The sequence below is a fragment of the Pararobbsia silviterrae genome (assembly GCF_003628125.1).
GTDB classification, from domain to species: Bacteria; Pseudomonadota; Gammaproteobacteria; order Burkholderiales; family Burkholderiaceae; genus Pararobbsia; species Pararobbsia silviterrae.
Genome location: NZ_RBZU01000007.1, coordinates 60,006 through 74,793, shown reverse-complemented (window position 1 = coordinate 74,793; position 14,788 = coordinate 60,006). Strand labels below are relative to the sequence as shown.

Below are 14,788 nucleotides of genomic sequence, written 5' to 3'. Positions count from 1 at the left end.
CGCATCGTCACCCCACCGAGCTGGGTTCGACTCAATCGGCCTGAAGAAATCGTGCAACGCGCTCATGACCGACGCGTCGTCGGTCACGAGTCGCCCTATCGGTTCTGGTCAGATTGAACGCGACAATAGTTCGCCCAGCACCGTATCCAGCTCGACGCGGCCGTGCACGATATCGTCAGGATGGCTTTCGAAATCGAGCCAGCCTTCGTTGAATCCATCCAGCATGCGCATGCGGAACAAAGGGTGCTTCATGCCGTGCGCGCGGAACAGCGCTTCCCAGGTCTGCCTTTCGACAACTTCCGCGCGCACCGGATGGCCTAGTGCGCGCGCGAAAGCCGATGCAAGATCGTTGGGCGTCACCCGGCGCGGACCTTCAAGCTCGACGACGCGCACACCCTGCCATGCTTGCCGAAGCAGTCCGGCCGCAACGCGCCCTACGTCCGCGGTGGCGACCATCGGCACAGGCTTGTCGAGCGGTTGCAGATAACTCGCGATCACGCCGTCGTCGCGTGCGGACACGACATCCCATGCGGCGTTCTCCATGAACCAGCCCGGCCGCAGGAACGTCACCGGCATCGGCATCTCGTGCAGCGCCTGCTCCATCAGCGTACGCTGCGTCAGCAGATTCACCTCGCTTGCCTGTGCGCCGATCGTCGACAGGCAAACGACTTTTTCAGGACGAGCCTTCAACAGCGCCGCGGACACCGCTTCGATCACCTGTCGCGCTTCGGGAAACCCTGGCTCAGGGTCGAACTCCGAAGGAGGCAGGATGAAAACGCCCGTCGCGCCCTCGAACGCGGCGGCAAGCGACGAAACATCTTCCATCGAGGCCGTCGCGATCTCGCAGCCGCGCTCCGCCCATGAACCTGCCCGCGTCGCGTCGCGCGCGACCGCGCGCACCGGCTGACCGGACCTCAGCAGCTCGCGGGCCACCGCACCGCCAACCTTGCCGGTCATTCCTGTTATTGCATACATTGCTCGTTCTCCATGTTTGGATCTGAGACCCATTCTGGATAAACGCCAAAAGAAACGAAATGACATGGATGGCATCACATTAGTGACATCCAATCACGAATTCGTCATGATCGATGCAGATGTCCGACACGGCCGCGCGCTGCAGCAGTGCCGCATTGACCTTCTGTTGATCGGCCCCCTTCCGTCACCCGCACGAGCTTGAGCAACCATGAGATCGAGTAGCGAGAAGCTGTCCGGCAGCATCAGCGTGTTCGCCGCCGTGGTGGATGCGGGGACCTTTGCTGCCGCTTCAGAGATCATGGGCATGACGCCGCCGGGCATCAGTCGGGCGATTGCCCGACTGGAAAAAAGACTGAACATACGGCTGTTCAATCGTACGACGCGCTCCGTCGCACTGACCGAAGAGGGTCGCCGCTTTTACGAGCAGGTCATGCCCCATCTCGCCGGATTGGAGGAAGCCGCCGCTGCCGCGGCAACCGGCGCGTCAACAGTGCGAGGAAAGCTGAGAATCAATCTGGATCCCGTCTTCTACCGAACGATCCTCGGGCCACATCTCGATGCATTCATGGACGCGTACCCCGAACTCGAAATCGAGTTCATCGCGCGAGACAGTCTTGGCGATCTCGTCATGGACGGTTTCGACCTCGCCGTGCGATTCGGCGAACCCAAGGCGTCTAGCGTCATCGCGAGAAAGCTTCTCGATACCGGCGTTGTGACCGTTGCGGCGCCCTCTTACATCGCTCGTCGGGGACGGCCGGCAAAACCGCAGGACCTTGAAAGCCGAAGCCACAGATGCCTTGAGTTTCGTAACCCGGAGACGGGTAAGCCATTCCCGTGGGAATTCCACCGCAAGCGAAAACGCATCGTGGTCGACACCCGCGGACGTCTCACGGTCAACGATCCGGGGGCCTTGCTCAACGCCTGCCTCGCCGGCTCCGGAATTGCGCAGATGCTCCTGCTCGGCGCCGAGCCTCAAATTGCCGACGGCCGATTGATCAATCTCTTTCCTGAATGGGCCGACGAGCGGTATCCCTTGTACGTCTACTACCCATCCCGACACCACGTTCCAGCAAAGACCCGGGCTTTTCTCGACTTCATCGTCAAACTGACGGGCAGCCACTAGCGCAACCACACGTCGTGCGAATCGCCGTTTTCGCACGTACGAGGAAGAGAACATTCTCTACGTAGCCCGATCGACTCGGCATTGCAATTGCCTGCGCTCACGCAACCGATCGGATTCGAGCCCCGAATAGCGCTCCTTCCAGCGGTAAAAGATTGGCATCCGAGATGCCGACCTGACGGGCGACCTCCGCGATCGGCATGCTCAACTCCGCCAGCTTGAGCACCGCGACGATCTGCTCGACCGAGAACCGTTAGCGCTTCAGGACGGCCGCCCTTCCCGAAAGGTTTGCGTCGTCAGACCAGCCGTTCTTGCGGGCCGGATTTCGCGGGACACATCAATGAGCCGATGAACCCGTCATGTTCATCGCTTTCATCGCACTTCCAAGCGCACCTATTTTTGCACTCTTAAGGACATTTTGATTCACGATCGCGCATCTTTATCGAATGTAAAGAACAAATAACGCATATCCGGGTCAACCATACGTTGACACGACAATCTCTCATCGACTCAAATGTAAGCGCTATGCAAATGCCATTTGGCGAGCTGAACAGGTTTAAAACGTCTGATCGATCGTGCCCGGAACCTCGCGGGCGCGGCGAACGCAGACCCACCCTCGAACGACGATGCAGCCGACCCCGAATTCCCCCACGCTTCAACGCGCCTTGCAGCGCACGCGACGCCGCCTGATTCCCTTGCTGATTCTGATGTATCTGTTGGGCTATCTCGACCGGGCCAATATCGCCTACGCAAAACAAGCGTTCCAGCAAACGACGGGTGTGACGGAAGCAGCGTTCGCGTTTTCGGCGGGGCTGTTTTTCGTGGGGTATGCGCTCTTTGAATTGCCGAGCAATCTTCTGTTGCAGAAGGTCGGCGCGCGCATCTGGCTCTCGCGCATCATGGTGACGTGGGGCATCCTCGCGGCCGGCATCGCTTTCGCGACGAGCAATACGTCGTTCTCGACCGTGCGCGTGCTGCTCGGCATCGCCGAGGCCGGATTTTTTCCCGGCGTATTGGTGTACCTCGGCCAGTGGTTTCCGGCGCGCGAACGCGCGCGGATCATCGGCTTGTTTTATCTGAGTCAGCCGATCTGTTTCATCGTCGGCGGCCCGCTGTCGGGCGGACTGCTCGAACTCGACGGGCTGTTCGGCTTGCATGGCTGGCAACTGATGTTTCTCTGCGAAGGCCTGGCCGCGTCGCTGGTCGGCCTGTTCGCATTCTTCTATCTGACGGACAAGCCCGCGAGCGCAAGCTGGTTGCCCGCGGATGAGAAGGCGGCGCTTGTCGCAACGCTCGCGCAGGAGGAAGCCACCAAGATCGCGGCAGGTCATATGCGACTCGGCAAGGCCTTGCGCGATCCGATGCTGCTGCAATTCGGGCTGATCTATTTCAGCATCGCGATCTGCGGTTACGGCGTGGCCTTCTATCTGCCGTCGATCGTCGGCTCGCTGCTCGGCCAGCATATCGGCTTCAAGGTGAGTCTGGTCACGGCGATTCCATGGCTCTGCGCGCTTGCCGCATGTACTTTCTGGCCGGGCCTCGCGGCAAAAACCGGCCGTCGCCGCACCTTCACGGTCATCTCGCTGCTGTGCGCCGGCTTCGGCATGGTCGCATCAGGCTATCTGCCGCCGATCCTGGCCTTGGGGGCCTTGTGTGTCTCGGTGGCTGGGGTGATCAGCGCACAGCCGATTTTCTGGACCTTTCCGTCGAGTTATTACGGCGGCTACGCGGCAGCGGGCGGGATCGCGATCGTCAACGCGATCGGCAATCTGGGAGGCTTTGCGGCCCCCACGTTCAAGGTGACCGCCGAAGCGCATGCGGGTACGCCGCTCGCGGGACTCTGGGTGATGGGCGCGGGCGCCGTGCTCGCGGCCGTGATTGTGGCGCTGATTCCGCGCCGCGCCGACGCGCTGACGTCGCGCGATACGCCGTCCGCGCGCGATCACGAGGCAGCCGGCTTCCCAGTGGTCTAAGCGGCCATCCATCGCGTGCGGGGCCGGTCGTTCGTATCGGGAATCAAGGGAAGCCCGTCACTTCGCTTTTCGTTCGGCGTGACTTAGCGTCACCGTCTGCGACAACGCTTCTCGAATATCAGACGGACACGATGCCGCTCTGGATACCGCCCTGATCGAAGGCGCCGCGCGAATGCCGCGGCGACCTTCAACCGCATACATTCAACACGCGACATGCCGGTCTCGACCCGCGAAATGCTACCATCTCCCATGGCAGCCGAACGGAGGCTGCCTCCCCCATTCTTCTCGATGCGTGCGCACCTCGCGCCGCTGTTTGCCGATGAGCCGCACTCTATCTATCGAACGTCCCCGCTCGCTTGCCGGCGTCATTACCGAGCGCTTGCGCGATGCCATCACGAACGGCGAATTCGCACCGGGCGAAGCGCTGTCGGAAGACACGCTCGCCGCTTCGCTCGGCACGAGCCGAACACCGGTGCGCGAAGCATTGAACTCGCTTCAGTACGAAGGGCTCGTGACCATCGTGCCTCAGAAAGGGACGTTCGTTTTCGCGGCGAGCGCGGACGACGTCGGCGAACTCTGCGATTTCCGGGCAACGCTTGAAGTCAAGGCCGCGCGCCTTTCGATGCAGCATCACCGCGATGCCACGCTCGCGAGCCTCAAGAAAGCCTATTCGGAGATGACGCGCGCCCGCAAACAGCATGACGAACTGGCGTATGCGCGGGCCGATCACGACTTTCATGCGTCGTTTCTCGCGCATTGCGACAACCACTACCTTCGTTCGGCTTACTTGCTCGCGTCGGGCCGAGTCGGCGCGCTGCGCGCGTACCTTGCCGCCCATGTGCGCGGCGAACCCAACCGGTCGTTGCATGAACATGAGGCGTTGATCGAGTTGTGGACGCAAGGCGATCTCGCGGGTATCGAAGCCTTGCTTGCCCAGCACATCATGCGAACCCAGGACAGTTATTTGAGCGCGTTCGAGACCGGACAAATCTCGGCGAACGCGACGGCCTTGGGCGAGCGCCCCACGAAGCGCCGCCGCAAAACACCCGCTCCGGACGCGCGCTGACTCAGCTCATCGAAAGTCCGCCGTCCATGTTGACCGACTGCCCTGTCATATAGTCGGAGTCCTTCGACACGAGGTAAGCCGCAAGGCCCGCGACGTCCTCGGACGTTTGCGGGCGGCCGAGCGGCACCGCGCTGACGCGGCTTTTCCACGCATCGCCGCTCTTCCAGTTCGCGATCTCGGTCCACTGCTGGTCGATCTGCTTCCACATATCCGTTTCGACCAGACCCGGACAGATCGCGTTGACCGTCACATCAGGCGCCAGCGCATACGCGCACGTCTGCGTGATGCTGATCACCGCGGCCTTGCTCGCGCGGTAATGGGGCGTCAAAGGCGCCATGGGCCCGGCGCCATAGCGCCCCGCGATCGACGACAGGTTGATGATCTTTCCCTTCGGCCGATTCGGCGCGATCGGCGTCTGGCTGCGCATCTGTCGCGCGGCGGCTTGCACTGTCAAGAAGACCCCCTTCGCGTTCACGCCGAGAACCGTGTCCCAATCCTTCTCGTCGATCTCGAGAAACGGCTTGACCTGCACGACGCCCGCATTGCAAATCATCACATCGAGCCGGCCGAACCGGGCGACGATGTCGGCGACCATCCGCTCGCACGCGCTACGTTGCGTCACGTCGACCTGCAAAGCCATGGCTTCGCCGCCGGCTGCGCGCAATTGCGCGCTCGCTTGCTCGGCCTTCTCAAGGTTGATATCCGCGATCGCCAGCGTTGCGCCATGCGACGCCAAACGCTGCGCGATCGCCAACCCGATCCCTTGCGCTCCGCCCGTCACGGCAATCACCTGCCCTGCAAACGACTCGTTCGTATTCACTGCCCGTTCTCCATGTATTCGTCCGTGTTCGGACCTCGATGTTGTCGTGCGCCGCGCGGCCGCGCTCCGAGTTGAACAGCCACGGCTTTCGTGCAACGCATAACTGGGATACTAGTTTCTAAGATACAATTCACGCAACCGATTTTCTCGAATCGGTCCCTTCGTCCATATTTCTTGCGGGAGCGTATGAAAGTCCTGGTCGCAGTCAAAAGAGTCGTCGACTACAACATCAAGGTCCGGGTCAAATCGGATGGCTCGGACGTCGACGCGTCGAACGTGAAGATGTCGATGAATCCGTTTGATGAAATCGCCGTCGAGGAAGCCGTACGGCTCAAGGAAGCCGGCATCGTGAGCGAGATCGTCGCCGTATCGGCCGGTGTTGCGCAGGCGCAGGAGACCCTGCGTACGGCGCTCGCGATCGGGGCCGATCGCGCGATCCTCGTCGAGACAAATGCAGTGCTCCAGCCGCTGGCCGTCGCAAAGCTGCTCAAGGCGCTCGTCGACAAGGAGCAACCGTCCCTCGTCATTCTCGGCAAGCAAGCCATCGACGACGATTCGAATCAAACCGGCCAGATGCTCGCGGCGCTCGCGAACTTCGCACAGGGCACATTCGCCTCCAAGGTCACGGTGGCGGACGGCAAGGTCGCCGTGTCGCGTGAGATCGACGGCGGCGCCGAAACCCTCTCGCTGACGCTGCCCGCAGTGATCACCACGGACCTGCGCCTCAACGAGCCGCGCTACGTCACGCTGCCCAGCATCATGAAAGCGAAAAAGAAGCCGCTCGAGACGCTGACGCCCGACGCGCTCGGTGTCGACGTGACGCCGCGCCTGCAAACGCTCAACGTCGCCGAGCCCGCAGGACGCGCACCGGGCATCAAGGTGCCCGACATCGCGACACTCATCGACAAACTGAAAACGGACGCCAAGGCGCTCTGATACGGAGACAAACAAGATGACGATCCTGGTCATTGCGGAACACGACAATCAATCCCTCAAACCTTCAACGCTTCACGCGATCGCCGCCGCAAAGCAACTGGGCGAATCGCTCGACGTTCTCGTCGCCGGCCATCGCGCCGATACCGTCGCACAAGCCGTTGCACGTCTTCCCGGTGTCACGCGCGTGCGCCATGCGGATGCGCCGCAGCTCGAAGCCGGCCTCGCCGAAAACGTCGAAGCGACCGCATCGGCCATCGCCGCCGAGTACACGCACATCGTCTTGCCCGCGACCGCCTACGGCAAAAACATCGCGCCGCGCGTCGCCGCGCGTCTCGACGTCGCGCAAATCAGCGACGTCGTCGCGATTCGCGCGCCCGACACGTTCGACCGTCCGACCTATGCGGGCAACGCGATCGCTACCGTCCGCTCGATCGATCCCATCAAAGTCGTGACGGTGCGCACGACACACTTCGATCCCGTCGCCTCCGAAGGCGGCAACGCGTCGATCTCTTCCGTGGAAGCCGCGCCCGATACCGGCCTCTCGACTTTCGTCAGCCGCGAAGTCACGAAGCTCGACCGCCCTGAACTGACATCGGCCGCGACGATCGTGTCCGGCGGTCGAGGACTCGGAAGCGGCGAAAACTACACGGCCTTGCTCGCACCGCTCGCGGACACGCTCGACGCCGCGCTCGGCGCGTCGCGCGCGGCCGTGGACGCGGGTTATGCGCCCAACGACGCTCAGGTCGGACAGACAGGCAAGATCGTTGCGCCTCAGCTCTATATCGCAGTCGGAATTTCCGGCGCGATTCAGCATCTGGCCGGCATGAAGGATTCGAAAACGATCGTCGCCATCAATAAGGATCCCGAAGCCCCGATCTTTGCGGTCGCGGACTACGGCATCGTCGGAGACTTGTTCGAACTGGTGCCTGAATTGACCCGCGCGTTGTCGTAGCGCGTAAAAGCGGCCGCCGCGTGCGGCCGCTTTTATTCACACAGTCGACGACGGATCGCGCGCAGACCCGCGTTTGCCGGCGTATTCATGCGATACGGCTGCCGGTCATTCGCATCAGACTCGATAGCACCGCTCGGCATTGCGGCCGAACACATTGCGACGCGCGTCGTCGTCGAGATCCCGCGTCAGCGTATCGAACGCCTCGTACAGCACGTCGAAACTGCCATAGAGTTTGTCGACCGGAAAATTGCTGGCGAACATCGCGCGATCGGTACCAAAGTACCCGAGCGCATCGAGCACGAAAGGCCGGATCGAATCGACCGTCCACTGCGGATCCACCATGCCGAGTCCCGATATCTTGAGCGCCACGTTCGGACATCCGGCAAGCGCGCGCATGCCGTCGTGCCATTGCGCGAGCCCCGTGCGATCGCGTTCGAGCGGCATGCCGCAATGATTGACGACGATCAGCGTATCGGGAAAACGCTGCGCAAGCGCGGCGGCCCGTCGCATCTGTGACGGATAGAGTTGCAGATCGAAGGACAATCCGTACGATGACAGTCGCGCAAAGCCCGCGTTCCAGGCCGGATCGTCGAGCAAATCGGGCTCGTCGACAAAGGTGCGCGCGGGATCGGGATGCCAGTTCACGATATGACGCACGCCGCGCATATTGGCAAACGTGCAATGCGCGGCAAGCTGGGCGTCGAGATCGGGCGAGCGCAAGTCCGCATACGCGACAAATCCGTGCGGATGTCCGTAGACGTCGGCGACCGATTGCAAATAGCGCGATTCGCCGACCGGATCCGTTGGATCGTAACCGCCGTTCACATGGACGCTTTTGACGATGTTCCACTTTGCGCAATCGGCGAGAAAGTGGTCGATCCGGTATGACTGCGCGATCGGAGACAGGTCCGGGAACAGATGGATCGGTCGCTTCGCATCGGGCGCAAGCCACGGATAGGCATAGCGATCCACGTCCCACAGGTGATAGTGGCAATCGACACGCGGCAACGGCTCGGACATAAACGAAGATTCCAATGACATAGGGGTTCGACGCGCGGCTCAGCTCGCGGCGCGTTGAGGCTTGGCGACCGCGAGCACCCCGATGATCACGAGGCCGGTCACGACGAAGCGCATGCTCGGCCCGACCTGCATGACGTTGAGCATGGTGACGGCGAGCACGAGCAGCAAGCCGCCGCCCCATACGCCGACGGTGGTCGCGAAGCCGCCGCTGACGGCCGTGCCGCCGAGGACCACGCATGCGATCGACATCAACAAATAGTCCTGCCCGATATCGAGCGTCGCGCCGCCGACGAAGCTCGCGAGCAGCAAACCCGCCGCCGCGGAGAAGATCCCGCACATCACGTAGCTCGTCGCGACGGCACGCTTGACCTTGAGGCCGGCGAGGACCGCCGCGCGCTGATTCTGTCCGGTCGCCAGCACGGTGCGGCCGAGAATGGTTCGGCGCAGCGCTTGCGCAATCACGAAGCTCAACACCATCGTCGCCACGCTGATGGCCGGTATGCCCGCCCATTTCGTCGCAACGAGTCCGCGCAGCCAGATCGACGGCGCGGGACTCGCGCCGTGCGAATACGCGATGCTGAACGACTGAAGCACGAAGCCCGCCGCGAGCGTCGCGATCATCGGCGGCACGCGCAGCCGCTGAATCAGCAACGCATTCGCGAGGCCCGCGAGCGCACCGATCACCAGCGCGACGACGATGCCCGCCATCGCGCCCGCGGGACCGCCGATCTGCGCCGACACGCTCAGCCCGACAAACGCGGCAAGCGTCATGCTGCCCGATACCGATAGATCGATATTGCCGCTGCCGCAACTGATCACGAGCATCTGGCCGAGACCGACGAGCACATAAAACGTGCCGAATTGAATGGCCGTCGCGAGCAAGCCCACGCTGCCGTTGCCATGCGTGACCGCGACCGTGGTCAACCAGACCAGCGCGAGACCGACGAACGACCAGACCCACGGCCGCGGCCCGATCCATTTGTTGAACGCTTCAGAGTTCATGATTCTTCTCCCCGTACAACGAACGGAGTGTGAGCACGAGGATGAGCAAGCCGCCTTGAAGGCTCAATTGCCAGTCCGTCGAGACATTGAGAAACGACAGAATCGAGCCCGACAACAACATCGTGATCGCACCGGCCACGGCGCCCGCCGGCGACACGATGCCGCCCGAGAACGAGGAGCCGCCGACGATCGCGCTCGCGATCGAGAGCAGCGTGTACTGGTTGCCCGACCACGGATCGCCGGTCGTGTTGAGCCCGGTCAGCGACATCCCGGCCAGCACGCCGCACACGCCCGCACACGCATAGAGCGCGACGCGCGCCCGGAACACCGACCAACCGGCTTGACGCAGCGCACGCGGATTGCCACCCACGCCGCGCAGAATCGAGCCGTACGCCGTATGCATGAGCAGCCGGTTCGCGACAAACGCGCTGACGACGGCGATCACGATCGGCATCGGTACGAAAGGTGTCTGAAACTGAAACACTTGCGCGAGCCACGCGGGCGCGGCGCCGCCGGGACTCGGCAAGACCCAGAGTGCGAGCCCGAGCCAGACAAACGACGCACCCAACGTCACGACGATCGACGGCAGCGCGCGCCATTGAACGAGCGCGCCCATTGCCGCGTACCCGCAGACGCTGACGGCAAGCGCGACGACGCCAAGCATCGGATCGCTTGCCAGCCACGTCGCGCAGATGCAATTGATCAAGGAGACGAACGGCCCGATCCCCAGATCGACGTCACCGGCCGCGAGAATGCACATCTGCGCCAGTGCCGCGAGGATCAACGGCGTCGAGAACTGCAGCAACAGCGTCGCGCCGAAATAGCTGAGCACGCGCGGCTGCACGAACGCGATGCAGCACAGCAGCAAGGGTAAGCCGATAAACGGAATCACCAGACGCAATTCGACGGCCTTGCGGCGTTTCGAAGCCGCTGCCGGCGCTCGCGCGGTATGAAGCTCAGTGGACATCGATTGTTTCATCGCTAAAGGAAGACTGAATCAGGCGTTGCTCCGACAGCGCTTCGCGCGGAATCTCGTCGGTCACGCGCCCTTGATTGAACACATAGACGCGATCGCAGATCGACAGTTCGGCATTTTCGGTCGTGTACCAGACGAATGCACACCCTGCCGCCGCGCGTCGTCTGACGTCTTCATAGAGCTCGTTTTTCGTGTGAATGTCGACGCCGCGCAGCGGATCGTCGAGCAGCACGATATCCGGATTGTCGGCCAGCGCACGCGCGACCAGGACCTTCTGTTGATTGCCGCCGCTCAGCGCGGTGATCGGCGTGTCGAGATCCGGCGTGCGTATCTTGAGCTGCGCGCTCCAGTCGTTTGCGAGCGCGCGCTCTTTATCGAGCGCGATGAGACCGCGCGAAACGAACTGGCCGAGCCCGCCGATCGTCAGGTTTTGCCCGACGGACCAGAACGGAAACAACCCTTCCGATTGACGATCGCCCGCGACGAACGTCGCGCGGCCGGCGACCTCGACATGCGCGCCGCGGCGCGCCCGCCCCTGCGACGCAGCGAGCACGGCGAGCAGCATCTCACGTTGACCATGACCGGCCAGCCCTGCGAGACCCACGATTTCTCCGGCGTTCACGTAGAACGGCGGCGCCGCTTGGCTCGTCGCCGTTCGCGATGGCGTCTGCGTCACGCGTCGCAAGACCGGCACCGAAGACGAGGCCGATAGGGCCGGCGCGGCCGATGCCGGTTCGGCATGCGTGTGCCCCATCAACGCGACGAGCTGCGGCTCGCTCAAGCCGGCCGACGGCTGGCTCGGACCGACCTGGCCGTCGCGCATCACCACGACGTCGTCGCTATACCGCGTGACCTCGCGCATCTTGTGCGAGATCAGCACGAGCGCGAGCCCCTGCGCACGCGCCTTGACCGTGTATTCAAGCAGTTGTTCCGCGACATGCGGATCGAGCGACGAGGTCGGCTCGTCGAGAATCACGAGCCGAACCGGATGATCGTGCACGCTGAACGCGCGCGCGATCTCGACCATCTGCCGTTGACCCAGCGAAAGATTGCCCACGACCTCGTCGACCGCAATGCCGTGCCCCGGAAAGACGTCATCGAGCGACGCTTCGATCAACTGTCTCGCCCGATTGCGCCACCCCCATCCGCGTAACGCGTGATGCAGCACACGCGCATTCTCGTAGACGGTCAGATTCGGGCACAGCGATCCTTCCTGAAACACGCAACGAATGCCCAGGCGATGCGCGTGACGCGCATCGAAGACGTCCGTGACGTCGTTGCCGTCGAACTCGATCGAGCCCGACGTCGGCACTTGCGTGCCGGTGAGGATCCGGATCAGCGTCGACTTGCCTGCGCCATTGTGGCCAAGCAAGCTCAGCATCCGGCCCGCGACGATCTGAACGCACGCGTCCGACAACGCCTGCACCGCGCCGAAACGCATCGACACACCGGCCGTGCGGATCAGAGGGTGCGGCGCGCCTGTCGCAGAGGTCTGCACGACGGTCATTGATGTTGTCCGCTCGACGTGGCGATCAGCTTCTCGACGTAGTCCTTCGTGTAGTCCGGCGACGCGACCATGCCTTCGGGCGTTGCGGCGAGCCACTTGTCGAGGTCAGGCTGGCTGATCTGCATGAACGGGACCGTGATTTCCTTGGGCACCTTGCGGCCCGCGAGGACCTGCTGCGCGACCCAGAACGCGATCGACGAAATGCCGGGCACCGCCGCGGCCGACGTCGTTTCGTAGCCGGGCTCGTCCTTGGTCAGTTGTTTCCACATGGCGAGCTCTTCGTGGCGGCCGCCGACCGTGATCAGCGGCACCTTGCGCCCCGCGTCCTTGAACGCCTGATAGACGCCGAAACCGTCGCCGCCCTGCGCGAGCACCGCGTCGACCGGCGGCAACGACGGCAGAATACCCGCGACTTCCTTCTGCGCCGTGCTCTCCGTCCACGAGCCGACGACCGAGCCCACGATCTTGATGCCCGGGTTCTTGTCGAGCACGCTCTTCGCGCCGCGCTGAACGTCCGCGTCGATCGACGTGCCGGGCAGACCCGTGACCATCAGCACATTGCCTTTGCCGTTCAGCTTCTTGACAACGAACTCGCCGAACTGGCGGCCGAGCTCGCTGTAATCATAGGAGACCTTATAAGCACACGGCGCCGTCGCGAGGCCGTCGAACGTCACCACCACGATGCCTTGCGTGCACGCCTGCTGAATCACGCCGTTGAGCGCGGTCGGCGACGCCGCATCGATCACGATCGACTTCCACCCTTCGAGAATCAGGTTCTGGATCTGGCTCGCTTGTTCGGGCGCCGAGTTGTTGGCGTTGACGACCTTCGTCTTGGCGATGACGCCGTGCGCGATGGCGTCCTTCGTCGTGGTTTGCCAGCTTCCGATCATCTGCTGACGCCAGGTGTTGCCCGCGTATGAGTTGCTCAACGCGATGCCGGCGGTCGCGGTGCTTTGCGCGGCCTCGGCATGCGCCTGCCCGGCGATCAGGGATGCAACCAGGAATGCGCCGGTCAGCGCGCCGTTCACCTTGCTCATGGAACTGTCTCCTCTCTATAGGAATGGTTTGCGTGATGGGTCGAAGGCCGTCGCGCGTTCAATTTGCCAAACGCACAACATTTTTCTGAATTGAAACCTAGGATACTAGTGCTTCAGAAGTGTCCGTATCATGGTTTACGAGTAGCGGCCCCGCGATGTACGTTTTCGACCGGATAAATCGCAATAAATAGATGATTTTACACGATATTATTTTTTACAAAATCCAAACGATCCGCATTGTGTCGCGGCACCTTCGGATCCGGACGTCTCGCCTTCGTTGACATTTCCGTGCAGAATCGCATCAAATGTAAGCGCTAAGCAAATCCATGTTTTGGAAGTGCGAGAGAGCACGTGTCGGCATGCGCGGACAGGCTCCGTTCGCGTTCGGACGTGGAAGCGACGACCGATGACGGCTCGCCGTCATCGATAGCCCGGACTTCGCGGCGATTCCGCAACGACGCAGCCGTGCGTCTCGGGCCGCCGGATATCGACACGGCGCTCGCCCATTCGATCGAGCGCCGCATCAAGGAACCATCATGAATCACGCCCTTCAGCTCAAACGCCTGCTCGATTCGGGAACGATCGTCTCCGCACCGGGCGCGCCGGATTCCATCACGGCGCGGCTCGTTCAGAAGGCCGGCTTCCCCGCGATCTATATGACGGGGTTCGGCGCGACCGCGAGTCGGCTCGGCACACCGGATATCGGCCTGCTGAGTCAGACCGAAATGACGACCCACGCACGCGATATGGTCCGCACGGTCGATATCCCGGTGATCGCGGACGCCGATACCGGTTACGGCGGCCCGTCGAACATCCACAGGACCGTGCGCGAATACATCCAGGCCGGTGTGGCCGCGATTCACCTCGAAGATCAAGTCGCCCCGAAGCGCTGCGGACAAATGGCCGGCATCCGGCTCATGGATGCAAGCGAAAGCGTGCGTCGCCTGAAATGCGCGATCTCGGCGCGAGGCGACGACGATCTGCTGATCATCGGCCGCACCGACGCGCTCCCTGCTCAGGGCATCGACGAGGCGATCCGGCGTGCGCATCTCTACCAGGATGCGGGCGTCGATCTCGTGTTCGTCGACGGCATCAAGAAGATCGCGGAAGTGGAAGCCGTCGCGAAGGCCGTTCAGGGTCCGAAGGTCGTCTCGATCGTCGACGGCAACGAGACGACGGCGCTGACGGCGGCCGATCTTCAAGCCATGGGATTCAACGTCGTGTTCTATGCCATGACGGCGCTGTTTACCGCTGTCAAAGCGGTCTCTGACGCGCTCGACGTGTTGCGCAAGACCGGCACGCCGCGCGACGCCGCGCACGGCATGGTCAGCTACGCCGAGTTCTGCGACCTCGTCGATCTCGACTTCCACAAGCAGCTCGACGACCAATTCGGCGCGTGACGGA

At 62.7% G+C, this 14,788-nt stretch carries 14 protein-coding genes and 1 pseudogene; 7 read left to right on the top strand and 8 right to left on the bottom strand.

Annotated features, from left to right (window positions below; genetic code table 11):
* Positions 1 to 108 precede the first annotated feature (108 nt).
* Positions 109 to 975, bottom strand: coding sequence for an NmrA family NAD(P)-binding protein (locus tag D7S86_RS16340; protein ID WP_121087927.1), 867 nt, complete (start codon positions 973 to 975; stop codon positions 109 to 111).
* A 208-nt stretch (positions 976 to 1,183) separates the two neighbouring features.
* Between D7S86_RS16340 and D7S86_RS16335 the strand changes: the two genes are divergently transcribed.
* Positions 1,184 to 2,098, top strand: a complete 915-nt coding sequence (locus D7S86_RS16335; protein WP_121087926.1) for a LysR family transcriptional regulator — start codon at positions 1,184 to 1,186, stop codon at positions 2,096 to 2,098.
* 81 nt (positions 2,099 to 2,179) lie between these two features.
* Here the strand turns inward: D7S86_RS16335 and D7S86_RS30230 are convergent.
* A pseudogene (locus tag D7S86_RS30230) lies at positions 2,180 to 2,330 on the bottom strand (transposase); the annotation flags it as partial.
* Positions 2,331 to 2,721: 391 nt separating this feature from the next.
* Between D7S86_RS30230 and D7S86_RS16330 the strand changes: the two are divergent.
* Positions 2,722 to 4,068 carry an MFS transporter gene (locus D7S86_RS16330; protein WP_121087925.1) on the top strand — a complete coding sequence of 449 codons (1,347 nt, stop codon included), beginning with the start codon at positions 2,722 to 2,724 and terminating at the stop codon, positions 4,066 to 4,068.
* A 319-nt stretch (positions 4,069 to 4,387) separates the two neighbouring features.
* Positions 4,388 to 5,134: a GntR family transcriptional regulator gene (locus D7S86_RS16325; RefSeq protein ID WP_158601995.1), complete on the top strand. Its 747-nt coding sequence runs from the start codon at positions 4,388 to 4,390 to the stop codon at positions 5,132 to 5,134.
* Between the two features lies 1 nt (position 5,135).
* Here D7S86_RS16325 and D7S86_RS16320 read toward each other — a convergent pair whose 3' ends face one another.
* Positions 5,136 to 5,954, bottom strand: a complete 819-nt coding sequence (locus D7S86_RS16320; protein ID WP_158601994.1) for an SDR family NAD(P)-dependent oxidoreductase — start codon at positions 5,952 to 5,954, stop codon at positions 5,136 to 5,138.
* A 186-nt stretch (positions 5,955 to 6,140) separates the two neighbouring features.
* On the opposite strand from D7S86_RS16320, the gene D7S86_RS16315 reads away from it, so the two are divergent.
* Together D7S86_RS16315 and D7S86_RS16310 are read left to right on the top strand one after the other, a co-directional pair.
* Positions 6,141 to 6,890 carry an electron transfer flavoprotein subunit beta/FixA family protein gene (locus tag D7S86_RS16315; protein WP_121087922.1) on the top strand — a complete coding sequence of 250 codons (750 nt, stop codon included), beginning with the start codon at positions 6,141 to 6,143 and terminating at the stop codon, positions 6,888 to 6,890.
* A gap of 16 nt (positions 6,891 to 6,906) precedes the next feature.
* Positions 6,907 to 7,842: an electron transfer flavoprotein subunit alpha/FixB family protein gene (locus D7S86_RS16310; protein WP_121087921.1), complete on the top strand. Its 936-nt coding sequence runs from the start codon at positions 6,907 to 6,909 to the stop codon at positions 7,840 to 7,842.
* 114 nt (positions 7,843 to 7,956) lie between these two features.
* On the opposite strand, the gene D7S86_RS16305 is transcribed toward D7S86_RS16310, so the two are convergent.
* Genes D7S86_RS16305 through D7S86_RS16285 form a run of 5 tightly spaced genes read right to left on the bottom strand, consistent with a single transcriptional unit; the run spans position 7,957 to position 13,384 of the window.
* On the bottom strand, positions 7,957 to 8,862 hold the full coding sequence (locus tag D7S86_RS16305; protein ID WP_121087920.1) for an amidohydrolase family protein: 906 nt from the start codon (positions 8,860 to 8,862) through the stop codon (positions 7,957 to 7,959).
* Positions 8,863 to 8,901: 39 nt separating this feature from the next.
* Positions 8,902 to 9,864 (bottom strand): ABC transporter permease, encoded by a 963-nt coding sequence (locus D7S86_RS16300; protein ID WP_121087919.1) that lies wholly within the window; start codon positions 9,862 to 9,864, stop codon positions 8,902 to 8,904.
* Positions 9,854 to 10,831, bottom strand: coding sequence for an ABC transporter permease (locus D7S86_RS16295; protein WP_121087918.1), 978 nt, complete (start codon positions 10,829 to 10,831; stop codon positions 9,854 to 9,856). Before D7S86_RS16295 ends, D7S86_RS16300 begins: the two co-directional genes overlap by 11 nt.
* Positions 10,821 to 12,347, bottom strand: a complete 1,527-nt coding sequence (locus tag D7S86_RS16290; RefSeq protein WP_121087917.1) for a sugar ABC transporter ATP-binding protein — start codon at positions 12,345 to 12,347, stop codon at positions 10,821 to 10,823. Before D7S86_RS16290 ends, D7S86_RS16295 begins: the two co-directional genes overlap by 11 nt.
* Positions 12,344 to 13,384 (bottom strand): ABC transporter substrate-binding protein, encoded by a 1,041-nt coding sequence (locus tag D7S86_RS16285; RefSeq protein WP_121087916.1) that lies wholly within the window; start codon positions 13,382 to 13,384, stop codon positions 12,344 to 12,346. The genes D7S86_RS16290 and D7S86_RS16285 overlap by 4 nt, the downstream gene beginning before the upstream one ends.
* A gap of 390 nt (positions 13,385 to 13,774) precedes the next feature.
* On the opposite strand from D7S86_RS16285, the gene D7S86_RS29570 reads away from it, so the two are divergent.
* Complete coding sequence (locus tag D7S86_RS29570) at positions 13,775 to 13,924, top strand: hypothetical protein (RefSeq protein WP_158601993.1); 150 nt, start codon at positions 13,775 to 13,777, stop codon at positions 13,922 to 13,924.
* Positions 13,921 to 14,784 carry an isocitrate lyase/PEP mutase family protein gene (locus tag D7S86_RS16280; protein ID WP_121087915.1) on the top strand — a complete coding sequence of 288 codons (864 nt, stop codon included), beginning with the start codon at positions 13,921 to 13,923 and terminating at the stop codon, positions 14,782 to 14,784. The genes D7S86_RS29570 and D7S86_RS16280 overlap by 4 nt, the downstream gene beginning before the upstream one ends.
* The last annotated feature ends 4 nt before the right edge of the window (positions 14,785 to 14,788 follow it).